20 protein-coding genes are annotated in these 26,250 nt (G+C 42.2%); 6 read left to right on the forward strand and 14 right to left on the reverse strand.

Annotated elements, in window-relative coordinates; all coding sequences use genetic code 11:
• Positions 1–17 precede the first annotated feature (17 nt).
• From BM176_RS07540 to BM176_RS07575, 8 genes are all read right to left on the reverse strand, one after another.
• Complete coding sequence (locus BM176_RS07540; RefSeq protein WP_090101180.1) at positions 18–1,850, reverse strand: cytochrome c oxidase subunit I; 1,833 nt, start codon at positions 1,848–1,850, stop codon at positions 18–20.
• Positions 1,851–1,954: 104 nt separating this feature from the next.
• Positions 1,955–2,998, reverse strand: coding sequence for a cytochrome c oxidase subunit II (locus BM176_RS07545; protein ID WP_090101182.1), 1,044 nt, complete (start codon positions 2,996–2,998; stop codon positions 1,955–1,957).
• 94 nt (positions 2,999–3,092) lie between these two features.
• Positions 3,093–4,301 carry a quinol:cytochrome C oxidoreductase gene (locus BM176_RS07550; protein ID WP_090101193.1) on the reverse strand — a complete coding sequence of 403 codons (1,209 nt, stop codon included), beginning with the start codon at positions 4,299–4,301 and terminating at the stop codon, positions 3,093–3,095.
• A 41-nt stretch (positions 4,302–4,342) separates the two neighbouring features.
• Positions 4,343–4,990, reverse strand: a complete 648-nt coding sequence (locus BM176_RS07555) for a c-type cytochrome (RefSeq protein WP_090101195.1) — start codon at positions 4,988–4,990, stop codon at positions 4,343–4,345.
• 71 nt (positions 4,991–5,061) lie between these two features.
• Positions 5,062–5,658, reverse strand: coding sequence for a DUF3341 domain-containing protein (locus BM176_RS07560; protein WP_090101196.1), 597 nt, complete (start codon positions 5,656–5,658; stop codon positions 5,062–5,064).
• 69 nt (positions 5,659–5,727) lie between these two features.
• Positions 5,728–7,206: an NrfD/PsrC family molybdoenzyme membrane anchor subunit gene (gene nrfD, locus BM176_RS07565; RefSeq protein ID WP_090101197.1), complete on the reverse strand. Its 1,479-nt coding sequence runs from the start codon at positions 7,204–7,206 to the stop codon at positions 5,728–5,730.
• 122 nt (positions 7,207–7,328) lie between these two features.
• Entirely contained in the window at positions 7,329–10,400 is a 3,072-nt protein-coding gene (locus BM176_RS07570) for a TAT-variant-translocated molybdopterin oxidoreductase (RefSeq protein ID WP_090101198.1), read from the reverse strand.
• Positions 10,401–10,489: 89 nt separating this feature from the next.
• Positions 10,490–11,767 carry a c-type cytochrome gene (locus tag BM176_RS07575; protein ID WP_255373463.1) on the reverse strand — a complete coding sequence of 426 codons (1,278 nt, stop codon included), beginning with the start codon at positions 11,765–11,767 and terminating at the stop codon, positions 10,490–10,492.
• Positions 11,768–12,247: 480 nt separating this feature from the next.
• Here BM176_RS07575 and purN point away from each other — a divergent pair, with 480 nt between their 5' ends.
• Both purN and BM176_RS07585 read left to right on the forward strand, forming a co-directional pair.
• On the forward strand, positions 12,248–12,811 hold the full coding sequence (gene purN / locus BM176_RS07580; RefSeq protein ID WP_090101202.1) for a phosphoribosylglycinamide formyltransferase: 564 nt from the start codon (positions 12,248–12,250) through the stop codon (positions 12,809–12,811).
• A gap of 95 nt (positions 12,812–12,906) precedes the next feature.
• On the forward strand, positions 12,907–13,569 hold the full coding sequence (locus BM176_RS07585; protein WP_090101204.1) for a hypothetical protein: 663 nt from the start codon (positions 12,907–12,909) through the stop codon (positions 13,567–13,569).
• A 47-nt stretch (positions 13,570–13,616) separates the two neighbouring features.
• Here BM176_RS07585 and BM176_RS07590 read toward each other — a convergent pair whose 3' ends face one another.
• Complete coding sequence (locus BM176_RS07590) at positions 13,617–16,115, reverse strand: TonB-dependent receptor (protein WP_090101206.1); 2,499 nt, start codon at positions 16,113–16,115, stop codon at positions 13,617–13,619.
• 265 nt (positions 16,116–16,380) lie between these two features.
• Here BM176_RS07590 and BM176_RS07595 point away from each other — a divergent pair, with 265 nt between their 5' ends.
• Positions 16,381–17,007: an SCO family protein gene (locus BM176_RS07595; RefSeq protein ID WP_090101743.1), complete on the forward strand. Its 627-nt coding sequence runs from the start codon at positions 16,381–16,383 to the stop codon at positions 17,005–17,007.
• A gap of 29 nt (positions 17,008–17,036) precedes the next feature.
• Positions 17,037–17,465 carry a Fur family transcriptional regulator gene (locus BM176_RS07600; RefSeq protein ID WP_090101208.1) on the forward strand — a complete coding sequence of 143 codons (429 nt, stop codon included), beginning with the start codon at positions 17,037–17,039 and terminating at the stop codon, positions 17,463–17,465.
• Between the two features lie 165 nt (positions 17,466–17,630).
• Here BM176_RS07600 and BM176_RS07605 read toward each other — a convergent pair whose 3' ends face one another.
• The 3 genes from BM176_RS07605 to BM176_RS07615 form a co-directional block, all read right to left on the reverse strand.
• Positions 17,631–19,355, reverse strand: a complete 1,725-nt coding sequence (locus tag BM176_RS07605) for a M3 family oligoendopeptidase (RefSeq protein WP_090101210.1) — start codon at positions 19,353–19,355, stop codon at positions 17,631–17,633.
• 445 nt (positions 19,356–19,800) lie between these two features.
• Positions 19,801–20,442, reverse strand: coding sequence for a DUF5606 family protein (locus BM176_RS07610; RefSeq protein ID WP_090101212.1), 642 nt, complete (start codon positions 20,440–20,442; stop codon positions 19,801–19,803).
• A 182-nt stretch (positions 20,443–20,624) separates the two neighbouring features.
• Positions 20,625–22,442 (reverse strand): lamin tail domain-containing protein, encoded by a 1,818-nt coding sequence (locus BM176_RS07615; RefSeq protein ID WP_090101214.1) that lies wholly within the window; start codon positions 22,440–22,442, stop codon positions 20,625–20,627.
• 123 nt (positions 22,443–22,565) lie between these two features.
• On the opposite strand from BM176_RS07615, the gene BM176_RS07620 reads away from it, so the two are divergent.
• Together BM176_RS07620 and BM176_RS07625 are read left to right on the forward strand one after the other, a co-directional pair.
• Entirely contained in the window at positions 22,566–23,555 is a 990-nt protein-coding gene (locus BM176_RS07620) for an aspartate-semialdehyde dehydrogenase (RefSeq protein ID WP_090101216.1), read from the forward strand.
• A 304-nt stretch (positions 23,556–23,859) separates the two neighbouring features.
• Positions 23,860–24,111 carry a hypothetical protein gene (locus BM176_RS07625; protein WP_012788212.1) on the forward strand — a complete coding sequence of 84 codons (252 nt, stop codon included), beginning with the start codon at positions 23,860–23,862 and terminating at the stop codon, positions 24,109–24,111.
• A gap of 208 nt (positions 24,112–24,319) precedes the next feature.
• On the opposite strand, the gene BM176_RS07630 is transcribed toward BM176_RS07625, so the two are convergent.
• Complete coding sequence (locus tag BM176_RS07630; RefSeq protein ID WP_090101218.1) at positions 24,320–24,988, reverse strand: DUF2461 domain-containing protein; 669 nt, start codon at positions 24,986–24,988, stop codon at positions 24,320–24,322.
• A gap of 44 nt (positions 24,989–25,032) precedes the next feature.
• On the reverse strand, positions 25,033–26,112 hold the full coding sequence (locus tag BM176_RS07635; RefSeq protein WP_090101220.1) for a porin: 1,080 nt from the start codon (positions 26,110–26,112) through the stop codon (positions 25,033–25,035).
• Positions 26,113–26,250 lie beyond the last annotated feature (138 nt).

Here is a 26,250-nt window from a genome sequence, read left to right on the forward strand (position 1 = left end):
AAGCAGGGAGGCATTAATTAATGCCCGCCTGCAGCTTCTTCGTCAGGAGATAATGGTACAGTCTGTGGTATGAAATCCTTACCATCTTTACTGTAGTCATATGGCCAACGGTATACTTCAGGAATCTCACCAGGCCAGTTACCGTGACCAGGATTGATTGGTGTAGTCCATTCCAGTGTAGTAGAATTCCAGGGATTGGTAGTAGTTAACTTTCTACCCTTGAAAATGCTATAGAAGAAATTGAATACAAACATCAGCTGTGCAGCGAATACAATGATCACCACAATACTGATGAAGTGGTTCAGATCACCAAACTGTTTGAAAGACTCCCAGTTAGAGTAATCATAATACCTTCTTGGCATACCAGCCATACCTTCGTAGTGCATTGGCCAGAAAATCAGGTAAGCTCCTATCAGAGTAATCCAGAAGTGAATGTATGACAAAGTATTATTCAGGAAACGTCCAAACATCTTAGGGAACCAGTGGTATACACCGGCAAATGTACCGAAGAAGGCAGACACACCCATTACTATATGGAAGTGCGCGATTACGAAGTAAGTATCGTGCAGGTGAATATCGATAGAAGAGTTACCTAACCAGATACCTGTTAAACCACCGGAAATGAATGTGCTCACAAAACCGATAGAGAACAACATACCAGGAGTGAAACGGATATTACCTTTCCAGATAGTAGTGATCCAGTTAAATACCTTGATAGCAGATGGTACCGCAATCAACAAGGTAAGTAATACGAAGAATGCACCGAGGAAAGGATTAAGACCTGTAACGAACATATGGTGCGCCCAAACCAGAAAGGCCAGGATAGCAATTGCAAACATAGAACCTACCATCGCCAGGTAACCAAAGATCGGCTTACGGGCATTTACTGCCAGGATCTCAGATACCATACCCATTGCAGGGAGGATGATGATGTACACCTCAGGGTGACCCAGGAACCAGAATAAGTGCTGGTAAAGGATTGCACTACCACCTTCGTTAGACAGTGCTTTACCTGCTACAAACAGTTCGCTCAGATAGAAGCTGGTGCCTGCATGACGATCAAACAGTAACAGGATAAAACCAGACAGCAATACAGGGAAAGAAAGTACACCTAATACCGCTGTAAAGAAGAAACTCCAGATAGTCAATGGCATCTTGGTCATGCTCATACCCTTGGTACGCATGTTCAGGATGGTGGAAATATAGTTCAGACCGCCCAGTAACTGAGACACAACAAACAGTGCCATACTGGTCAGCCACAAGTCCATACCTATTTTAGAACCGATAGAAGCATCTCCCAATGCGCTCAATGGAGGATAAGCCGTCCAGCCACCAGATGCTGGTCCTGTTTGTACGAACAGGGAAGTCATCATCACACAGCTAGCCATGAAGAAGAACCAGTAGCTCAGCATATTCATGAAAGGAGAAGCCATATCACGTGCACCTACCTGCAAAGGAATCAGCAGATTGGAGAATGTACCGCTCAACCCGGCTGTTAATACAAAGAACACCAATATGGTACCATGCATTGTTACCAGTGCATAGTAAGCCTCAGGTGAAATATGTCCACCCTTTGCCCAATGGCCAAGGATGCTTTCCAGCCAGGGGAAAGAAGTATCCGGGAAACCCAGTTGCAAACGAAACAGTACAGAGAAGAAAGCACCCACGATAGCCCAGAGAATACCGGTTATCAGAAATTGCTTGGCAATGGTTTTATGATCCATGCTGAAAACGTACTTCGAAATGAAGCCGCCTTCATGATGGTGCTCATGGTCGTCATGGCCATGACCGTGCGCTGCTGCGCCATGCATTACCTCCTGTTGACTGTGCAATGTTGCTTCGTTACTCATAATCGGTTCTGTTTATATAAAACTGACTTCGGGGAGTACCTTATCAGTTTGTCTTTAATTTTTTTAATGTCCTGCGTCTAAAGTTCCAACTGCCATTTACAAATTTAATGCTTCACAACATTAACTGCCACGGCTTTTTGAGTGCTGTCCGCAGCTGGTGCTGCTGGTGGCGTTGCACTTTCGTGAGCAAGACCAAATTGTGTTTTCTGTTTAGCAGCCCACGCATCAAACTCTGCCTGTGTTTCCACTATGATATTTGCTTTCATAGAATAGTGACCGGAACCACACATCTGATCGCAAGAGATTTCATAGACGAAATCAGGATTATCTTCCCTTTTCTTCATTTCTGCAGAAGTATACTTAGGTGTGAACCATAAAGTAGTAGGGATCCCTGGAACAGCATCCATCTTCATACGGAAGTGAGATAAACCAACATCATGGATAACATCACGGGAACCGATGATCAGCTTCACTGGTTTGTTTACTACCAGGTGCATTTCATTCACCATATAGTCATCCTTATTCAGTTGATCATCCCAATCCTGACCTACAGGATTAGTAGCTTCATTGATATTTTTGAAGAATTTACGTCCCAGCTGGCCATCTTTACCTGGGTAACGGATCAGCCAGTTAAATTGTTTACCTGTAATTTCCACAATCATAGCATCCTTTGGAGCTTCTGATGTAATGCGGAACCAGTGTCTTAAACCGATAGCAACCAGGATTGTAAGTGCAATAGCAGGTATTACAGTCCAGATCAACTCCAGTTTGTTGTTGTGTGGGAAGTAGAAAGCCTTCTGCCCTTCTTTTTCCTGGTATTTGAATGCGAACCAAAACAAAAGGATCTGTGTAATAACGAACACGATACCAGTTATTATCAGGGTCCACATGATCATGTTATCAATCCCTTCACCCTGCTCTGATGCTGCTCCTGAACCCATTTTACCTCTCAGTAATTCGTTACAGTAGTATACACCTATCAAGCCCAGCACAAGGAAAGAGATCATCAGAAAACCATTTACACGGTTAGACTGCTGACGCGCCTTCTTTTCTCCCTTCAATATGGACACATATTCGCTCGCCTTCGCAATCTGGAAGATGACTATGAATATGAGCACAACAACTAAGACTGCTAAATATCCTGACATTGCTATTTGAAATAATTAAGTTATCTAATGCTTTTCTTTTCTACTTGTATCACTCCCGGTTGTTTACACCGGGATATCCGTTCCTCGCTTATGATCAGGTATGGTGTACAATACTTTCTTTCAGATAAGGGTGATTCTTTGGTACTAACGCCGCTTTGGTAAGGTTGTTAGATACCAGGAATATGATCAGTCCCACAAAACCAAGTCCGATTCCAAATTCAAACCAAGGGAATACCAGGTGATGGTAAGTACCAGGTCCAACCATCTGCCAGAAATCCAGCCAGTGACCGAAGATAATTACAACAGCAATAAATACCATTGCAGAGTAGTTACGTTTGGTATCACGCTTCATCAGGAATAATAACGGTGTAATAAAGTTGATCAGAAGGTTCAGGAAGAAGATTGGTCTCCATTCACCCCATACACGTGGTTTGAAATAAACAATTTCCTCTGGCATATTTGCATACCATATCAGCATATATTGAGAGAACCACAGGTATGTCCAGAAAATGCTAAATGCAAAACAGAACTTACCGAGATCATGCAGATGCTCTTCGTTTACCATTGGCAGATAACCGTTACGTTTCAGGTAGATCACAAATAATGCAATCAGTGCTGCACCAGAAACCCAGGTACTTGCAAAAGTGTACCAGCTGTACATGGTAGAATACCAATGTGCATCGATACTCATCAGCCACATCCAGGGAGTAGTTGAACCAACGCTCAATACGAATACTACGAGGAAACCACCAGTCCATACGGTGTTTCTCCATACAATCTTTTTGCCGGTTGCTGCAGACAGATCCCAGCTATCTTCTTCGATAGACATCTTGCGAAGTTTCCAGGTGAAGAAACTCCAAAGACCTATTGTTATAATAGTAGCAGTAGTAAAGAATCCTTTACTCAGGAAAGGAGCTTTCCAGTTAAGAATGGGATCATGTTTAACATGCTCCGCATCCAGCCAATGATAAATATCTGTTTTTCCGGTAAATACCAGGATCATCAGGAGGATGAACAGGATACCACCCAATACAGGAACAGCCATTGAAATTGCTTCCGGTACGCGGCGGAAACCGATCTGCCATCCACCATGCGCCAGGGTTGTGGCAGCAATAAAGAATGTGCTCGCTAATACGATCAGCGTAAAGAATGTGCTGTTCTGCAGGAGACCAGCCCAGAAACGTGTAGAGCCTTGCTCTCCCTGAAATGCGAATAATCCGATCAACAAAGTCAGCAAGCCAATCCCCATTAACACGAAGCTGGTCGTTTTTAGTCTTGCCGGTACAACAAATTGGTCCTTCATTACTGTATATTAAAATACTTGATTGAATGCTATTTTACTCATTATTTAGCCTGTGCGCTATCTTTCGCAACAGCAACAGGTGCTTCTACAGCCACTTTAGTTGAATCACTGCCTGCAGCAGGAGCGGAGGCATTAGCACCACCATTCTGTACACTGCGGATATAAGCAGCAATCTTCCAGCGTTGTTCCCTGTCCAGCTGACTGGCGTAACTACCCATAACGTTAATACCATAGGTCATTACATGGAACAGTCTGCCTTCAGTATAGCTGGCTTTAGGGCCACTTGCAAGGTTAGCAGGTGCTGCTACGTAAGGGCCAGTACCATCTTTGTACAACGGACCATTACCATCCAGCTTTGAACCGTGACAAACGGCGCAATAAATATTGAATAAACGTTTCCCTTCCTCCAGGTCCACTTTTGTAAGAGTGAGCGGGTTTTTAACTGCATTAGCCAGGGCGGTATCTGCCGCTTTCAGATGGTAAGGCAGCAACTCTCCTCTCTTAACCGTGCCTTCTACTGGTTTCAGTGTAGACACGCGCTCGCTATAGAACTCGTATGCACGGGATTCAAACATATCCGGCATGTAATGTCTGCCGGGATTTCTGTTATTCTCTCCCCTGTTGCATGCCGATACCAAAGCTCCACTTACCAAAGCAGCTGCGATCAATATGTTGGAAGTCCTTTTCATCTGTATATTATAATTCAAGCTTATGTTCTATGTGCACCTCCTGTATAACAGGAAGCTTTTAAAATCTATGATTATGCGTTTACAGGCTCAGGCTGCTTGTTGTCGAACAGGCGGTCTTCGCGGTCGAAACGACCATACCACCATCCTGCTTCTACACGCTGTTCATTTACCTCCAGACCACCAATGCTAGTGAGGAACTTTTTCAGTTCAGCTGCATTTGTTTTGGCAGTTACTTCAATCGCCATTACAAACAGATCATCTGTCTGACGTGCGTGAAAAATGTGCTTTTTCACACCTGGAGCCAGTTGACACAGGTAACAGAAAGTCAGTACCATCCCAACAGCTGCAAACAATACAGTCAGCTCAAATGTGATAGGTATGAATGCCGGTAATGGAAAATGTGGTTTACCACCAATATTCATAGGCCAGTCTGATGTAAAGATCCAGCTCATGCAGGACAATGCTGTTGTTGTACCTGTAATACCATATACAAAGCCGGCGGTGTGCAGGCTTGTTTCCCGCAAACCCATTGCCTGATCAAGACCATGCACCGGAAATGGTGTATATACATCATGAATTTTGTAGCCCGCAGTCCGTACTTTTTTCACAGCCGGAAACAATACCGCCTCATCATCAAAACTTGCTACAACAAAATTTTTAACCGCCATATGTTTAAAAAATTCTTATTCTAAAAAACAAATTCCTGATTCCTCTATATAAATAATGCTTCCGCCTTATTATGAGTGATGTACCGGAGCTACATGCGGATCATGGTGATGATCGTCATCATGATGTAATCCCGCTTCAAACACCTCTGCAGACTGCTGCTCAAACTTCTCCATATCCTTTTTGTAGTTCTGACCGGAAGTTTTCAGTACAAACTTGATTTCCGCTACTGCAATAACAGGGAAGTATTTTGCAAACAGGAAGAAGCAGGTAAAGAATAATCCGAAAGTACCCATGTAGAAACCTACTTCTGGCCAGGATGGACGATAATAACCCCAGCTTGATGGCAGATAGTCACGGTACAATGAAGTACAGATGATTACAAAACGCTCAAACCACATACCGATATTCACAATGATAGACATTACGAAAGTTACCAGTACATTCCTTCTCATTTTGCGGAACCAGAATACCTGCGGAGTGATTACGTTACAGGTCATCATGATCCAGTAAGACCAACCCAGCGGACCGGCAGCACGGTATTTATAGAAAGTATCAAATTCGTAAGGAACAGCAGCGTACCATGCCATGAATAACTCAGTCAGGTAAGCGCAACCTACTACAGAACCAGTGAGTACAATTACCTTGTTCATTGCCTCCATGTGGCCCAGGGTAATGTATTCTTCAAGATGTAATACTTTACGTACAATGATCAGCAGTGTTTGTACCATCGCAAAACCGGAGAAGATCGCACCCGCTACGAAGTAGGGAGGGAAGATCGTTGTATGCCATCCGGGAATTACAGAGGTAGCAAAGTCAAAAGATACAATTGTATGTACAGAGAGTACCAGTGGAGTAGATAAACCTGCCAGTACTAATGACAGTGCTTCATGACGTTGCCAGTGCTTTGCAGAACCAGTCCAGCCGAAAGAAGCTACACCATATAATAACTTGCGCAGTTTGGTTTTAGCTCTGTCACGCACAGTGGCGAAGTCAGGAATTAAACCGGAATACCAGAACAGCAGAGATACTGTGAAGTAAGTAGAGATCGCAAACACGTCCCAGAGCAGGGGCGAGTTAAAGTTTACCCATAAAGGACCGCGGGTATTCGGATAAGGCAATACAAAGAACGCCATCCATACACGACCCATGTGGAAGATTGGAAACTGTCCGGCACACATAACCGCAAAAATGGTCATGGCTTCTGCCGCACGGTTAACCCCGGTACGCCATCCCTGACGGAACAGCAGGAGGATCGCAGAGATCAATGTACCAGCGTGACCGATACCTACCCACCATACGAAGTTGGTAATATCCCAACCCCAACCTATTGTTTTATTCAAATTCCACACACCTGTACCATAGTACACCTCCCAGGTAACGGAAAAAGCTCCGAACCCAAGCAGTAATAAGGAAATAAAAAAGCCTATGTACCACAATTTGCCTGGCTTCCCTTCAATGGGGCTGATGATGTCCTCTGTTACCTGGTGGTAATTCTTCACCCCATCAACTAATGGTTCTCTTAGTGTGGATTCGTACTTTAAATGCATAGTTGATTAAGCTTTTACCCCTAACCTGCACTTATTGTGCAGAATAAGGAGCTTTAATTGTTCTAGACTAAAACTTTATCTCTCTGTTAATCTTTCGTTTTCTTACAGTTAAACACTCTGCCTTATGCGTCGTGCTTTGCTGCTTCTTCATGATGACCTTCTGCCTTTGGCGCTGCATCTTTGTTTCTGATCTTAGCCAGGTAGTTGATAGAAGGTAACACATGCAGTTGCTCCAGTACGTAGTACATCCTGTCAGTCTGTTCTTCGTTACGTATTTTGGAGATGCGGCTTTCTTTATCGTTCACGTTACCGAATACGATAGCATCTGCAGAACAAGCCGTTTGACAGGCAGTTTTTGCTTCACCATCTTTCAGCGGACGACCAGCTTTCTTTGCAGTCAGCTTAGCATCCTGTAAACGCTGTACGCAGAAAGAACATTTTTCCATTACACCGCGGCTACGTACTACCACATCAGGGTTCAGTACCATACGGGTAAGGCTGTCGTTCATACCTGCTACATCATACAGATTGTTTTCAAAGCTGTCAGCACCATTCCAGTCTCTCCAGTTAAAGCGACGTACTTTGAAAGGACAGTTGTTGGCGCAATAACGTGTACCAATACAACGGTTATAAGCCATCTGGTTAATACCTTCAGAACTGTGGTTGGTAGCAGCTACCGGACAAACGTTCTCACATGGAGCGTTATCACAATGCTGACACAGCATAGGTTGGAATACTACTTCCGGATTGTTCTCGTCACCGCTGAAATAACGGTCGATACGGATCCAGTGCATTTCGTGTGCCTTGATTACCTGCTCTTTACCTACTACAGATACGTTATTTTCAGCCTGGCAGGCAATGGTACAAGCACCACAACCAAAACAGGTGTTCAGATCTATAGACATACCCCATTTGATACCAGGGTAGTGATGTACATCAGGATACAGCGTACCATCTTTGCGGAAATCAGCACCGTATTGTTTGAATTCCTCACGGTCTTCATTCACTTCCTTAGGGTTCTTGATGAACTCTTCCAGGGTGGTTTCTTTTACGATAGGACGACCTTCGTAGCTGTTATGTGTTTGTGTTACACCGATTTCATATGTATCGCCGGTAGCTTCAGGTACTGCATCAGTAGCAAAGTAATCGAAGGTCTGACCATTGAAACTTACCAGTGGATAAGCGTTTTTACCTACTCCACCAGCTGCTTTACCTGCATTCATGTTACGACCGTAACCAACTGCAATGGCGATTACTTCAGGATGAATACCAGGAAGAATCAGCAGCGGCAGGGAAATTTCCTTACCACCAGTTTTTATTTTCAGTACTTTCTTTTCTGCGTTGATCTCATAATCATCACCCAGCTCGGTGCCGAAAGAACTCTTAGCCAGTGTGTTTGAGATAACAGCGTAGTTGTCCCAGGTAGAACGGGTGATTGGATCAGGCATTTCCTGCAACCAAGGGTTGTTGGCTTCCTTACCGTTACCGATAGCTATCTTTTCGTACAGCACCAGTTCATACTTACCACCTTTCTTAGCACTATTAATTTTCGCAGCAGCTGCGTTTACATCACCGCTGAAAGTAGCACCGCCCAATGCTGCAGGGGTAGCAGGTTCTACCACGCCATCCTGTAACACTTTATCCCATGCTTCCTGACCACCCAATTTGGTGAGCCATTCTTCTTTCAGGAAATCTTCCCATGAAGTAGCATTACCACTCCATGCCAGTAAGGTGCTTTCAAATGCACGTGTTTTGAACAACGGTGCAATGGTAGGCTGTATAAAGCTGTAATATCCGGTCCGGCCTTCAGCATCTCCCCAGCTTTCCAGGAAGTGATGCGCAGGAGCCGCATATTTGCACAATTCAGAAGTTTCGTCTACACGGTCATTGAAAGTAACACTGAGCTTTGCTTTTTTGATACCTTCTGCAAAACTCTTTGCATCATAGTAATCATAAGCAGGATTCACACCATATAACATCACAGCACCAACGGCACCGGAGTTAAGGTCTTTCACCAGCTGCACCATATCACTATCAATACCCTGACGGTAGTTAGCAGTAGATGCCCAGTCAATAGTAGTACCATTAGCACCGGTCAGGTTGTTAATAGCATTTACAATGATCTGTACATTTACATCATTTGAGCCACTCACTACCAGTGCTTTGCCCTGGTTAGCTTTTAAAGCCTCGGCAGCTTTTTTGATACCTTCTGCCAAACGCTTGTCTGCAATAGCAGGTGCACTTACAGCACCACCCAGTGCATTAAGCAGAGCCAGTGCAACAGCACCGGTTTCAGAAGGTTTGTGTGTATATCTTTCATCCGCATTGGCACCCGTTAAGCTCATCATGCTCTCGAAGTGGAAATGTTTGCTCATTTCCGGCTTCTTCTCATCGATCTTACGGTTAGTACCATATTGTTTGGAATATTCTGTTGGGTTGATCCAGGTTCCCAGGAAGTCTGCACCAAGACTTACAATCACTTTTGCATTTTCAAAGTGGTAAGCTGGTAAAGTTCTTTTTCCGTAAGATGCTTCGTTAGCCAGTAACAGACCGGAATAAGATACCGCATCATAAGTTACGTGGCGGAAGCCTGGGTATTTGGCCTGGAAGCCGGCAATCACTTTCTTGGTAGAAGGACTGATAATAGTAGAAGTCAGTAATACAATGGGAGCACCACCTAAACCGGCCAGTGCAGAACCAACCTGTTTGTCAAGTTCAGCCCAGGTTGTTTCTGTTCCCTTAATAGTAGGGTAACGTAAACGCGCAGCATCATACAAACCTAATACAGCTGCCTGTACTCTTGCAGATGAAGCACCACCTGTTACGGAAGACAGATCATTACCATCTAATTTGATGGGACGTCCTTCACGGGTCTTAACAACCAATGGAACGTATTCTCCGTCTACAGCATATGTGGAAGCGTAATAGTTTGGTACACCGGGAGTAATTTCTTCCGGCTTATTTACATAAGGTATAGCTTTTCTAACAGGCGTTTCACAACTGGCGGCAATAGTAGCTGCCGCTGTAGTGAACCCCAGGTATTTAAGGAAATCCCGGCGAGGGGTAGTAGCATTCAGCAGGCCTTCACTCTCCTCAAAAGGTAGATCCTCTCTAAATTCGTTATTCACAGTCTCCTGATGTTCCTTGGTATTGTGCAACTCCTCCAAGCCTTTCCAATACTTTTTTTGCTCCATGTTATTTATACTAACGAGTTACGGATTATAATTTGTACAATGAAGTATGATGCAAGTAGCTTCCTTCCATCTTATCCCTCATCTATATATTAATAGTGACATTTCTGACATTCAGTACCACCAACCATTTCAACAGTAACACTGTCTATTTCATGGTTCTTCACCTGTTCGTGGAACTTCTCAAAAATGCTGTAGTATTTATTGTCTGCAAACTGCACTTTAGTAGTACGGTGACAGTTAACGCACCATCCCATTGACAGCTCAGCAAACTGATGTACTTCGTCCATTTCTGTAATGGCGCCGTGACAAGTCTGACATTGCTGTTTACCAGCTACTACGTGTTGAGAGTGATTGAAGTAAACGTGGTCCGGCAGGTTGTGAATCCTTGTCCACTCAATAGGTTTACCAGGTTTGGTATATTCCTTGGCTGTTACATCCCATCCTACATGATCGTATAATTTCTGGATCTCAGCAGTACCGTTCACCTTCTTACCCTCTGCAGTGTACAATGTAGGACCACTGTATTCATTGATCACTTTGTGACAGTTCATACAGATATTCTCAGAAGGAATCATCGCATGCTTACTCTTCTCAGCACCAGCGTGGCAATACAGACAGTTGATCTGGTTGATACCTGCGTGAACTTTGTGAGAATAGAAGATTGGTTGCTCTGGCATATAGTCCTTCTGACGTCCCAGACCGATCGCTCCATTTATAGTGAAGTAACCGCCAACGATGAACAACAATAATATTGCCAGTGCGATGTAAGCCTTGTTCTTGTAGAAAGGAACAGGTTCAGGAGTAGCGATACCTTCTTTATCAGCAGCAAGCTTGTTCAGGTTACTGTTGATCTGCATCAGAATCAGCGCTACAACGGCCAGGATCAGGGTAATGATACCAAACAGTAAACCGTTGCCACCTTCTTCTTCAGCAGTACCAGTAGTTGCTCCACCAGCTGCAGGAGTTGCAGGACCAGCAGCAACTGCTGTAGCTTCTTTACCGATGTAAGCCAATATATCATCAATATCCCCGTCAGAAAGAGCAGGGAACTGAGTCATTGGGGTCTTATTATACTCATTGAACAACGCATTTGCATACGCGTCACCAGAGGCTAATACCGAAGCAGAATTATGGATCCATTGGTGTAATAATTTCTTATCAACCCAACGTTCTTCCACACCTGCAAGAGCGGGACCAGTAAGTTTCTTATGTACATTATGGCAGGATGCGCAATTCTGCTGAAATAATGTTTTGCCTTTTGAAGGATCTGCTGCGGCCCTCGCGGAGAAGGATGCAATCATACCCACGCATAGGACAAGAACACTCACAAAATGCTTACGCATACGAATGGAAACACGACGATACACAGCCTATTTAGTTTAGATTTGACCTTAAGTTTCTTAAAAGTGCTCACAAAAATAAGACACAATGTTGACAATTTATCAACAATTATAAAAATTTCTTACTTGCTTCCCTCAATCCTTTTACCTATATAGAATGCGGGGAAACACATAACCATCAATATATTCTGTATGAAAAAAAACATGATAAATGTCATGTAAACACATCCATTCAGTAATGAGTTTTTGTTATTAATACATATATGATGTGTTTTTAATAAAAATCAGCTGCTTCTGAAGTCTTCCATATTGTCTAAATAACCTGTAGCTACCCGTAATGTTCAGAATGCTGTCGCTGTGGTGGGATATTAACAGAAATTTCACCTTTTAGGATAAAACATAACACAATATTTATCTCTCCTATATCATCTATGGTCTAATTTTGTCCATAGTGGTCAAAATCTAGACCGTTATGGTTAATTTCGCCTCTTGTCAATAATAAACACTTTGAAAAATATAGCCATTTTCGCTTCGGGTACAGGGAGTAATGCACAAAAAATCATCGACCATTTCAGAAACTCAGACAAAGCGCGGGTTACATTAATCGTTTGTAATAAACCCGGAGCTGGTGTATTACAGATTGCTGAACGCGAAGCGATCCCTTCTATATTAATAGAAAAAGAACTGTTCTTCCATAGTGACCATTATATAAAGTTATTGCAAGAGGCGGCTATTGATATGGTCGTGCTGGCTGGATTCCTCTGGAAAATACCGGCCAACCTTGTACATGCATTTCCTGATCATATTGTGAATATCCATCCAGCTTTACTTCCTAAATACGGAGGCAAAGGTATGTACGGTCACTTCGTTCATGAAGCTGTGATTAGTGCCGGGGATAAAGAGAGTGGTATTACTATTCATTATGTGAATGAAAAATATGATGATGGCGCACCTATTCTACAGGAGCGTTGTATCATCACTCCGGAAGATACTCCGGAAAGCCTTGCAGCTAAAGTCCTTATGCTGGAACACCAGTGGTACCCGGTAATTGTGGAACGATTATTGACCTGAAAAGGGACAAGTTTTTAGCTACAATAATGAGTTATAAGCTCTTAAAACAATTTCCTCACAAGCAAAATCCTTACAGTTAAATTGCAGACAATTGTATGAAAAAGCCACTGCTTGTTACATCTCTTCTGGTTATTAGCGGACTGGCAACTTTTGCCCAGGATAAAACATCTTTCCGCCCGTCCACTTTCATCAAGGTAAATCCAACCACCCTTATTAATGAACTGGACATTTACGTTCAACAGGAACTTACCCAGAAACTGAGCCTGGAGCTGGGAATAAGTGGTATCTATACTGATTATCCCGATTACGTTTTTGCAAAGAAAATAGACATTGGTCAGAAAAAACCGGATATCAGTACAGAACAGTTTGTAGATGCACGGGGCCTTGGCCTACGCGCTGGCCTTCGCTGGTACCTGTTTCCTCCAAAAGATGGATTATTCCACGCTGTAGGAACCTACTTTCAACCAATGCTCTTCTACAAAAAAGTATTTTATCCAAATGAAGAAGTGACTCTTAACAATACTAAATACAATGAATCTGGAGATAAGAGTGTTTACGGACTGCAATTACTGTTGGGGAGACAGATTCAGAAAGACAAATTAGTACTCGATCCATTTATTGGTATTGGAATACGGACCAAAGTTTACCGTTATCAGAACTTTGGTATGAATAACGGAACTGTGCAGGCTAATGACGGAAAGCTGGTAAGTATTCTGCCCACTTTACAGCTGGGAATCAAAATTGGCTTTAAAATGTAGTGCCGCGCCATAAGACGCAGCACTGTTTACCCTAATCTATGTATGCGTCAAAATGGTACTATTGCTTTCACACTAAAGTTCCTTCCGATATTATAAATACCGGAACGCCCGTTCGGCGATGCCGCATAATATTCAAAGTATTTTAACCTGTTCATATTCGCCTGGTAGGCTGTGTTAAACACATTATCCAGCTGCAGGAATAACTCACAAATAGTTTTACCTTCTTTACCGGTAAGCGTTGTACCGGCTCCCAGATTGAATAAAGTATACCCCGGTGTAAAGGTTTCAGTATGATCCACTCCGTAAAAATGCGATTGATCAGCAAGTGCATCCACTTCCGCTCTTCCATATATCTTTGAGAAGATCCCATAACTTCCATTCAACACAGCCCGCAATTCCGAACGTATATGCAATGGTGGAATGAATGGCAGATAACGGGCTTCATCCCCATTCTTTTTTATCAATGCATCATTTTTATTAAGCCCTTCAGTATAAGCCACACTATTATTCAGCGTTAACCATTTAATACTACGCGGATGCAGATTAATACTTACTTCCGCTCCATACAACTGTGCTTTTGATTGCTGATATTTATAAGTGGCATTCCCTGGAACAATTACCACTGGCTGTCCATTATTATCATACAACAACGATTGGTAAATGTAATTTTCTATCTGGTTATTGAACAGTTCTACACTGATATCCAGGTCTTTCAGATAAGCAAGGAAACCAATATCTTCCTGCAAACTAAACTCCGGCTTAAAGTTGCGGTTACCCAGATAAACAATATGCGCTCCCGGATCAAGACCATTAGAACCGATCTCAGTTATATTAGGTGCACGGTATCCTCTGGCAACATTTGCCTTCAGCAATACCCGCTCACTAATATTATAAGTCACACCTGCACTCCCTGATATCCCGCTGTATTGATGAGTAAATGAAGGGAACTGTAAGTGTGCTCCCGCTGTATCAGGTAGCAAAACCTTCTTCTCAAAACCATTGGACGCATTAGGCCCTACATAAAAATCATCCCAGTGGATATGCCGGTTGTCATATCTCAATCCCCCGGAAATATCCACTTTACCGAAAGATTTCTTTGCAAAGAAAAAGCCGCCTATATCAAACAGGTTATAGTCTGGGATGGGGAAATCTGTAGCATTTTTACTTTTATTTACCTGGTACATACCATTCACTCCAATGGTCGTTTCAATTCCCTGCCATACAGGAAAGTTATAACGAACATCATAATTAATGGTATTCAATACTACATCCAGTCCGGGCTGCGCAGGAACGGTAGGATGATTATATTCCTGCCTGATGCTCTGCTGAAAACCTAAGGTGGTATTTATTTCTCCTTCGCCCATCTTGAACCGGCTGTGGTTGTATACCCTGTAATGTTGTATATGCTGATGTAAAGGATTGATGGTGTATGAGTTTAATAAATTATCTGGTACAATGGGGCGATTCTTCAGATCATCTTCTGCCGCTTCATATATTTGTCGTGTAAACTTGCGGGTTAAAGAATCCCTGCTGCCATCTGGTATTTCCTGTTCATTATCATACATGGTAGCGCCCCATTGTGTATAGCCCCATGACTTATCCACACGTGCCATAGCGGAAAGGTTATATTCCCTGAAAGCAGTACCATATACCAGTCCGTCTACCTTATTACGATAATTATGCGCCATTTTCCCGGAAGCCCTGAATGCATATTTCCAGTCATTCTTCCGGTAGGATAATCCGATGGAAGAAGCCGCCATACCATTATTAGTATGATAATCTACCAGGAAACTTCCTTTTATTTTCCCTTCCTCACCTACAGGAATATCAGGGATCATATTAATTACTCCCGCCAATGCATCTGATCCATAAGTAAGGCTGGCGGGCCCTTTCACCACTTCTGCCCGGCCGATACCATATTGATCCACTTCAATGCCATGTTCATCTCCCCATTGCTGACCTTCCTGTCTTACCCCGTCATACAGCGTCAATACCCGGTTATAGCCCAGTCCCCGTATAAACGGTTTCGAAATATTTGGCCCCGTAGTCACGGCGCTAACACCTGGAATACCTTTTATGATCGCATCTATAATATTGTTATTCACATTCATGTTCATCTCCCTTTTCCCGATAGTTGCAATGGGGATAGGATTTTTCCGCACCACAGTGGCACGGGATACGCCTGTAACGACTACCTCGTTCAGCCTGGACAGATCTTCTTTCAGGCTAAAGTTCAGTGTCAGCGTTTGTCCGGGAGCAATAGTTGCCTTCACATGCTCCGTCTGGTAGCCCAACATGAACACCGTCAGCTCATATGTACCAGCAGAGACATCCTTAATAATAAATTCTCCGGATGCATTGGAAGTGGCTTCATTAGTACGCTTAACAATAAAGACGTTGGCAAATTCAACCGGCTGTCCGGCAGCAGTGATTTTTCCGCGGATTACACCCTGTTGACCAAACACCTTTCCTGAAAAGAAGAATAGAAAGCCGATTATACAGAAGCCCGGTATCGACCTCCGGACTAGAGTAGAAGTATCGTTCATTTAAATATCTTTTTTGCGAATGTATTTTCATTATTTCATTAATCAATAATTATTTTTTAGTCAAGCCTAAATATAATGTTACTTTTCTACTACTGGAAAGTGAATACAGGCTAATAATTATCTTTTGTAGAAACAATGTTGAGTTGATGAAGAACTCCCCATAATTGTGGAGTTCCCTACAAATATACACATTTATGCAACATTGATGCATAAATATAATTAGCTAATTGTGTACTACCTTTGTAAAGAATTAATGATTGGCGATATGTCTAAAAAGATCGTTTTCTATATAGTTTTCTTTGTGTTATTGGGTATAGCCTTCCTTGGCTACTCGGGATATGTTATTAAATCAGAACAGGGTACTTTTTTCGGCAAAGAAAAATTGCCTGTGCTGGGAACCAACGGGCACTTCATTGGCGGATTCTCTTTCATAAACCAGGAAGGACGTACAATTACCAATAATGATGTAAAAGGGAAAATTTATGTGGCAGAATATTTTTTCACCACGTGTACAGGTATTTGTCCTAAAATGAATGCCAACATGCAGAAAGTATATGCCATTTACAAAAATGTGCCAGATTTCCGCATCTTATCACATACTGTAGATCCTGAAAATGACAGTGTACCTGTATTGAAGAAATATGCTGCTTTACATGGAGCCGATCCGAAAAACTGGTGGTTCCTGACAGGTACGAAGAAAGAATTATACAGCCTTGCTCGGCAGGGATACCTGGTAGATGATGGTACCTATAGTGGTGATGAAGATTTTGTACATACCCAATGGTTTGCACTAGTGGATGGAGAAGGACGTGTAAGAGGATTGTATGAAGGCACCAAGCAACCTGATATCGATAAACTAATTTCCGATATTGATCGCCTGCTTAAAGAATAGTAAAATAATAATATCAGCATATAAGCATCATGGGCAACAAAACTAAAGCAAGTATTACAGATATGCTCAGAGCCAGTAATCTCAGCATAACCGATACGCGTGTGAAAATACTGGAACTGTTCATGGACAGCAATGGCGCACTGGAACATAGCAGTTTTGAGAAATTGGCCGGTCATAGTTTTGACAGGGTAACCGTTTATCGCACATTACAAACTTTCCTGGATAAGGGAATCATTCATAGCATTCCTACTACAGACACTTCTATACGTTACGCACTCTGCAAATCAGATTGTTCAGAACATGATCATCACGATCATCACATTCATTTCAAATGTGAGGAGTGTGGCAATACGATCTGCCTTGATGATACCAATATTCCGGAAATACATCTGCCAAAAGGATATGCAGCACACAATATAGATGTTGTGGTAAGCGGGGTCTGTAAACAGTGTAAATAATGTTATTCTTTAAAAAGCAAAAGCTCCGTACGGAGCTTTTGCTTTTTAAAGAATATTTTCGCGTTTATAACTACGTTAAAGAAAATGTTTCCTTTAAAGTAGTTGACCTCAGCTAAAAAAAATAAACCGAAGTACCTTTTTTAGCTGGCATCACAATTAAATATGTTAGCTGATCTTATCAATTTCCTGCTGAACAAAAGTAGCCAGTTCTTTTACGTATGCCGGTGAGAAGTCAAATCTGATACCAGCGGCCGCATACAACTCTGGCAAAGTACGTGTACTTCCCAGACTCAATGCTTTCACATAATTATCGAGGGCCTGTTGTTTATTCTCTTTATACTGCTTCCACATAGCAATAGCACCTAATTGTGCAATCCCGTATTCTATATAATAGAATGGAACTTCAAACAGGTGTAACTGCCGTTGCCAACTGATAGCACGATAGTTTTCCCATCCGGTCCAATCCACTACAGAAGTAGAGAAATCATTCAGGATGTTTACCCAGTTAGTAGTGCGTTCTTCTACCGTATGTTGCGGATGCTCATATACCCAATGCTGGAATTTATCTATGGTTGCAATCCATGGGAATATAGAGATGGAACGTTCCAGTTGTTGCAATTTGGCCCTGCGCAATTCTTCTGCATCCTTGAAATAAATGTCCCAGTGGTCCATTGTGAACAGCTCCATACTCATACTGGCCACTTCTGCTATTTCCATCGGGTATTCCTTAAATGCACTCAGTGGCAGGTGATGACTTAAAAAAGAATGTACCGCATGACCACCTTCGTGTACCATGGTTGTAAGGTCTTTCATTTGCCCCGCAGCATTCATGAAAATGAATGGAACACCTGTTTCAGCCAGCGGACAATTGTAACCACCGGGCGCTTTCCCTTTCCGGCTATCCAGATCCAGGCGACCCATTTGCTGCATTACACGCAGGCAGTTCCCAAAGAAGGGACCTAGTTTGTCAAAGGTTTCAATAGCCTTATTTACCAGCTCTTCGCCTGTATGGAAGGGTTCCAGTGGTTTTACACCAGCAGGTTCTGCTTCTGTATCCCAGGGCTTCAGCACTTCCAGTCCCAGTTTCTGGCGTTGCTTTTCCTGTAATGTTTTTACCAGTGGGATAATATGTTCTTTGATGGCGGCATGAAACTGAAAACAATCCTCTTTGGTGTAATCAAAGCGTTTCAGTTCTTCAAACTTATAATCGCGATAATTTGCAAATCCTGCATTTTTTGCGACCTGATCTCTTTTTTCAACCAGTTTAGTATAAAGATTGTCTAAAGTAGTTTTATCCTCCAAACGGCGGGCAGCATTTTTACCAAACACCTCTTCCCTTAATGCGCGATCGCTGCTTTCAAGGAATTTTGCAGCCTGCTGCAAAGTGTATTCCTGCCCGTTTACACTGATAGTCATTTTACCTGCAATGGCACCATATTGCTGAGACATCACACTCAATTCCGCTTGCAGGGGAACATTCTCTTCCCGGAATAATTTCACCTGGTTCCGGACACTACGCAGGTAGGTATTATATAATTCCTGGTCTAAATCCCTTAACCATTCAGAGGCCAGCAGTTTCTTATTCAGGGCATCTGAATAAGGTCTCAGTTTCGGCTCTATCTCCATACAAAAGTAGGTGAAGGCTTCTTCCAGTACTTTATCCGTGGTATCGCAGGTCATGCGGATCTGGCGCCAGCAGGCATCTTCACTTATTACAGCTTCAAGCTCACTGACATCTTTTAACCATTGTTCCAGCGCTGCTACATTGTCTACCGGTCTTTGCTGCAGTTCCTCAAAATAAGGCTGTAAGGCATCCCAGGTAGTGATTGTAAAATTCTCCGGCAATAAGGTCCGGGGCTGTTTCTCAATATTTGCGTCTAATGTCTTCATTATACTAAAATAAGAAATTATGAATCAATCAGGATGAATGAAAAGGGTCTGCCTCCACATTTTCTCCTATAATATGTTGTTAAAATTATGGGCACGTGACCCTTTACGGATAGATGCAGATAAATCCCAAGGTGGGTGAATAACTCCTATGGTCATTTCCTGATAAGCCCCTTAAAGGTTAGATAAAACTTAAACAATGCGGGTATTAAGCATATACAAAGCATATCTTTAGAAGTATGCTTCATTTATGCTTTATATATGCTTCACATATGCTTTATATATGCTTTATCTCTCTGTATATGAGCATGGCAGGGCCTTTCCAGCGATTTAAAAACACTGTTTTAAGGGTATTTTACAGCTATTTCGGACATGTTTAAATGCAAATGCCTGATGCACAACGCAAATCGCGTCAGGCATCAGGCATATACATTTAAATATCCTGCTACTATTCTTCTGTTTTCTTCTTCTTAACTACTTTCTTCTTTGGCTCTTCTTCAGCTACAGAAGCGTCTTCCTTTTTAGCTTTTGCTTTCTTAGGAGCTTTCTCTGCTGCGGCTTCACCTTCAGCTGCGGGAGCTTCTTCGTCCTTCGCGGCTTTTTTAGGTTTTGCTGCCTTCTTTGCTGCTTTTTCGCCAGTGGCTTCAGGTGCACCTACTTCAGCAACTTCCGCTACTGCTTCCAGCCCCTCTTCAGCTACTTCATCAAATCTCAGCAAATCATTTGCTTTAAGAACTACATACCACTTTACCATCTTCTTCATATCACTAACGTATACCCTCTCCTCATCGAAAGAAGGAAATACACTCTTGAAGTAAGTTTTGACAGCATTATTATCAGCTTTGGCATCTAGCGGGGCTGTTTTCGCTTCCTGATCCTGCATGGCTTTAAAAACCTCTGACAGATTCACATTCTCGCCTGTGGTAAATACTTCAATACTTTCCAACGGGGTAAAATTATGGACGCGTGAGCTCACAAACCGGGTGCTCTTGTCTTCCAGAGATCTTACGATAGCACCATCCTGTTTGCTGGCAATCAATTGAAACAAACCACCCAAACCGGTTACTGCAACTATTTCTCTATACTGCATGTTCAAATTTTTAGGAAGGCAAATATAAAAAATCGTTTTCATCCGACAAATTGATGATTTGCCCGAATTAGCTTATAATGAGGGATAAGGTCACTTATTCGATAATTAATTCAAAATGACCCAATTAAATAATTTATCATTTTTAATTGACACTGGCAACCAACATCTTTTGACAAAAGCAACTAGTTCATCCTTTTTGCCAACACCAATGGCAGTTTCCAGCGTTTTACCCGTCCTTCGAGGTTAAACATTTCTATAAAAACTATATATATACCAGTGGTTAGCGTCTTATTGGCTTCCCCTAATCCATCCCATATCATTTGTCCCTTCACTGCCAGTAAAATATTATGCTGCAAGTACCGTACCGGCCTTCCCGCAGCATCATAAATGGTAATATTAGCTACATAACCGGGTGAAGGTAGTTCATATCGAATTACAGTAACATCATCTGTTCCGTCATTGTCAGGAGAGAAAACTTCCGGAGTGATCGTGAGCTCCCCCGGTACTCCTGGTAACTGCAATCCCTGGGAGTTGGCAAAACCAGGAGTAGCAAAACCCGCCGTAGCTGCCGCTGAATGCCAGTTTTGCGGGTCCTGGGTGGGTAGCCCGGCATCCAGCCGTTCCAGTGATACTCCTTTAGTATGGTCTGCCAGTGCAAAATGCATCGAGTCAGTATAGTGAAACTCATCAACAACCTTTCCATCAGCCTTTGACAGCACAACCGTTCCTTCTTTATTAATAAGCGCCGGAAGGCTCATCTTATAAATATGTTCCGGCTGCTGACAATTATATTGTATACATAATGATCCCGGGTCTGTTGTAAAAGCAGCATAGCCACCTGGAAATAATAATATTTCCTGTTTACTAAGTATTGCGGGAGCATCTGTTTCACCGTTTGATTTTCTTTTAGTGAGGTATAGCTTATCCAAACTTACCGGCTGGGTTCCCCGATTATATAATTCAACAAATTCTGGTACTCCGCTGGCCGGATCATATAAAACTTCATTGATAACAAGATCATATATAGTATCCGCTTTATAATAAAGGAATGCCGTATCGAAAGATGTTATCATGTTTCCAGCCATGTCCCTGACACCTTTCACCTGAAGCCGGCAACTATCACCATTAGGGAAGGCACTATCCCAAAGCAGTTTTACACAATTGAGGGCACTGCTATCCTGCCAGATACGGGAAAGATGTCCACCAGTGCCCGTTATAAGGAAATGACCCTCCTGAGAAAGAGTATTGTTGTCCAGCGGCTCAGAGAAACAGATATTAAGCTCTCTATCGCCAATCAATTGTAATGACTGGAACCGGGGAGCAACGGTATCTTTAATCGTATCCCTTACCAGGGAAGCTATTTCTACATCATCAAGGAAATGCTTTTCAAAGAAAGAGGCTGTAGATTGCCTGACAGCAAATCCCATGTAACCGGAAGTTGCTAAAGCAGTATCCTTCACAGTCCCTTCCAACACATACTTTTTACCGGTACCACTTTCATCTGTCCATAAAGACCATTCATTTTCTCCATTACAGACCACTTTTACTTTCAGCAAACTTGATGAGTGATCTGTAAGCCCGTCCCTGCCGTCAATGATCATCACAGGGTTAGTGGCGGCCCCTTTCCGGTACAGGCATACCTCATCTTTAGTATTACCGATACGTACAAAGTAACCCTTTATACTGGCCGATGTAAGCTCAGCAATATTAGCCGTTAGATATACATCCACATAATTGAGGGAAGATGTATTAAAATCCAGCCGCATCCACCATTCCCAGCTACAGTTCCTGGCCAGGGAGGAAGGGGTGGAAAGATAAAAGCTGCTGCTGGCCTTCCGGGAATGGCTTTGTAAACGGCCTGCCTGTAGCTGCCAGGCGCTATCTGTGCCTTTCCAGACAGTAGCAGAGTCTATATGCGGATAACTAAAATGCTCCTGAATCTGAGCATATGAACTAACCACCTGCAGGAGCAGGCTGGCACAAACAATGGAAAATCGCATTTTTTAAAAATTTGGGTTGGGAAAGACCTGAAATTAGTGAATTTCTATGATTCTGTGCACTGCATTGAAAACCGCATTCGTTGTAGTAAATTTGCATTTCCAAAAATTTAAAATGTAAATACAATGAAAGTTGCCGTAGTAGGGGCTACCGGACTGGTAGGCACCAAAATGTTACAAGTGTTGACGGAAAGGAATTTTCCGGTTACAGAATTGATTCCCGTCGCTTCTGAGAAGTCTGTTGGTAAGGAAGTAACATTTAAGGGAAAGCCTTATAAGGTAGTAAATGCAGATACGGCTATTTCCATGAAACCGGATGTTGCTTTATTTTCTGCCGGGGGAAGTACTTCCCTGGAGTGGGCACCAAAATTTGCAGCTGCAGGTATTACAGTAATTGATAATTCATCTGCCTGGAGAATGGATCCTACCAAAAAACTGGTAGTACCTGAAATTAATGGTAAAACATTAACGCCGGAAGATAAGATTATTGCCAATCCAAATTGTTCTACTATTCAAATGGTGTTGGTGTTGAATCCATTACATCAGCAATACAAAATCAATAGGGTAGTTGTATCAACTTATCAATCGGTAACTGGAACCGGTGTAAAAGCGGTGGATCAGTTGATGAATGAACGGAAAGGTATAAACGGAGAGATGGCTTATGCTCATCCTATCGATTTAAATGTTATACCACAGATTGACGTTTTCCTCGATAACGGTTATACGAAGGAAGAAATGAAGATGGTGAAGGAGACAACAAAGATTATGGGTGATGACACTATTCGTGTTACAGCAACCACTGTAAGGATCCCTGTTATAGGTGGTCATAGTGAATCTGTAAACATTGCTTTTGATAAAGAGTTCGAACTGAAGGACATACGTAATATCCTTGAAAATACAGCAGGAGTAATAGTTGTAGATGATCCTGCAAACGCGAAATATCCGATGCCAAAAGATGCACATGAAAAGGATGAAGTGTTCGTTGGCCGTATCAGAAGGGATGAAACGCAGCCTAAAACATTGAATATGTGGATAGTTGCAGATAACCTGCGTAAGGGAGCTGCTACTAACGCCGTTCAGATAGCTGAATATCTGCATCAGCAAAAATGGATTTAGTTCTTTTTTGCTTGAAAAACAGCCAAATAAACCGGAAAAAAAAGTTTTCCGCTAACGTATACACGTTTTATTTTGAGTAATTAGGAGCAAGTACACGTGTACTTGCTCTTTTAGTATCGTTTTGAAGAGAAATTAGTATTACCCGACTAAAAATTACACAGAAGTAGTATTGCTTTATGACAGATAAAATCCAATTTTGTTATTAATAATCCTATGCCACTTACTTCTTCCAATAAAGTGAATTTTAAGAATGTAAGATGCTGAATGAACTAAATTTACAAATCCGTAAACACCCTTAAGTCCTATGAAAACCAACGCCAATCGTGAGCTGTTACTGATGCACAAGTTTACTGAAGAGTGGAGCACAAATTTTTCATCTCAGGTATCCCGCATCATGAACATTGTAGATCAGCATGATACACTGGACGGCATTATACCTATCATAGAGGTAGCCAACGTGTATAATCAACGTTTTGCGCATACTAAAACGGACAAAGAGAACCTGTTGAAGAACCGCAAAGCAAGACCTTTCGAATTTTTAATTCACAAAAACTAACCCGTAAAGATTGTTGAGCTGATGTCCTCATCTGCCGGGACGACCCTGCAGATGAGGTACCAGCCATTATGAATGCGAACATCCTGCAGTCAACCTGCACACTGTTTATCGCAATGGCGATACTTTCCATCTGAATAATATCTCTATAAATGTAAATTGGCCGTTCCTGCCGGGAACAGCCAACTATAAGGGACAATAAACAATAGCATTATTCTGCTACATCAATTGCCCTGTCAAGAAATTTGATAAAGGGTTGCATTACAGTAAATATCTTCAGAATCTCCCTAACCAATGCTGGTTGTATAGTAACATCATCTGAAATATGATGCCATACTGTAAAACTCTTCAGCTTCAGATAAGCAATAGCGGGATTATCAGGTAAATATCCCTGTGGAACCGTTTTAAGTGATTCACCTTCTATCTTACCAAAATAGCGGATAAACTCCTTATTGGAGATGATCTGCTGAAACTCCTCAAAATTATAATCGATCTCCTGTCTTACCTTTTTCAATACCGCAGCTTCAGGCATCCACATTCCACCACCAGCAAAACTATTACCTCCCGGCTCCAGGTGAAAATAATATCCCGGACGGGATGTTTTCCGGCCACCAGGCGCAAAAGCGGCTCCCATATTAGTCTTATAGGGCGTTTTGTCTTTGGAGAACCGCACATCCTTATAAATACGAAATGTACAGTCTTTTACCTGCAGGCCCACCAATACAGGGTCCTGCCTGAATAAACCATCCAGAATTTGTTGCACTACACTTTCGAAATCAGCCTTTGCATCCTGGTAATCCAGCTTATGCTCTTCAAACCAGGGTTTATTATTATTCTTGCTCAGTGCCTTCAAAAATTTCAACGTGGGGGGCTGTAACATGAAACTCCTTTTGCCCACAAAATATAAAAATTATTCTCCCATAGCTAAAAATGGTAAGTAGCGGCCAGTAATACATTAGGAGAAGTACCCACAGGAGCTCCATTACTCTTATTAAAGATATCCACTGAAGCTTTGTCTATCCTGAATTCGGGTACAATAGTCAGGTTTCCCACCTTATAATTAAAAGACAATGTTCCAGCCAGTACATTTCCTCCATTGGTACCGGCAAATGTTTTCAGAGCATCTTTGTCATCAAAATATTCTCCTCTTAAAGTAAGCCCGAACTTAGGTGTAAAATCAAGATTGACATATACTGCAGAACCCCACCATTTAGCGGATTGCGGGTCGGCCTCTTTATCACGGGTATGTTTGTAAGTACTTACTGTGCCATTATAGCCCAGGCCCAGTAAAGTATTCACCTGGTAGATAGCAACAAAATCGATCTGGTGGTTCTGAACCCCCAGGGTATCTCTTCCTTCCAGGTAGTTCAGATATAATTTTAAAGGAGCTGTAGTAGAAGAATATCCCAGCTGAGCGCCAATATATTTCTGATTACTCCATGAAGCAGATTTAAAATCTGTTGGATTAAAAAGCCCTACCATAGCAGTCCATGAGGTACTGATCGTAATATCTGCTTTTACCCCTGTATTAAAGAAGGGGCCATTAGTAAACATATAACTCATGCTGTAATTCCTGTTAAGATATGCATCCAGCAACTCATAACCCACATGCGTACCAAAGCTCCCCATACTAATTTTTAATTTATCAAGTACCTGATAACTAAGATATAATTGTTTGATAGCCAACTCCGCCGTCGCCGTTTTGTCAGTACTTTCATTATAAGAGAATTCTGCCGCACGCCTTCCAAATCCAAGATCAGCAACAATGCTTCCCTTTTTGAATTCATGCTCAGCTTTAAGAGAGATCATACCCAATTCAAAGCTGTTATGGGAGTTTGTAAAACTTGTCTTGTTATCCGTATTGTTGCCGTTAAAATTGTATTTATAATATACATCGGCAGAACCGGAGATCTTTACTAACGGGGGTTGCAAAGTATCTTTTGTTTGCGAATAGGCAACGAACATCTGGCAGGCCGCAAAAGCAGTCAGTAAAACATTTTTCATGCAATGGGAATTAGGTTGATAAAATGGTGTGCGTAATGTCTATCGTGGTAATCGTTTCTTTTAGTTTCGCCGGAAGATTAAAAAAGGAATAGCTAATAATTAACCGGGGAGGAAAATTTTATGTTAAACGAAATAAGA

This window comes from Chitinophaga sp. CF118, from assembly GCF_900112615.1.
In the GTDB taxonomy this organism is placed as follows: domain Bacteria; phylum Bacteroidota; class Bacteroidia; order Chitinophagales; family Chitinophagaceae; genus Chitinophaga.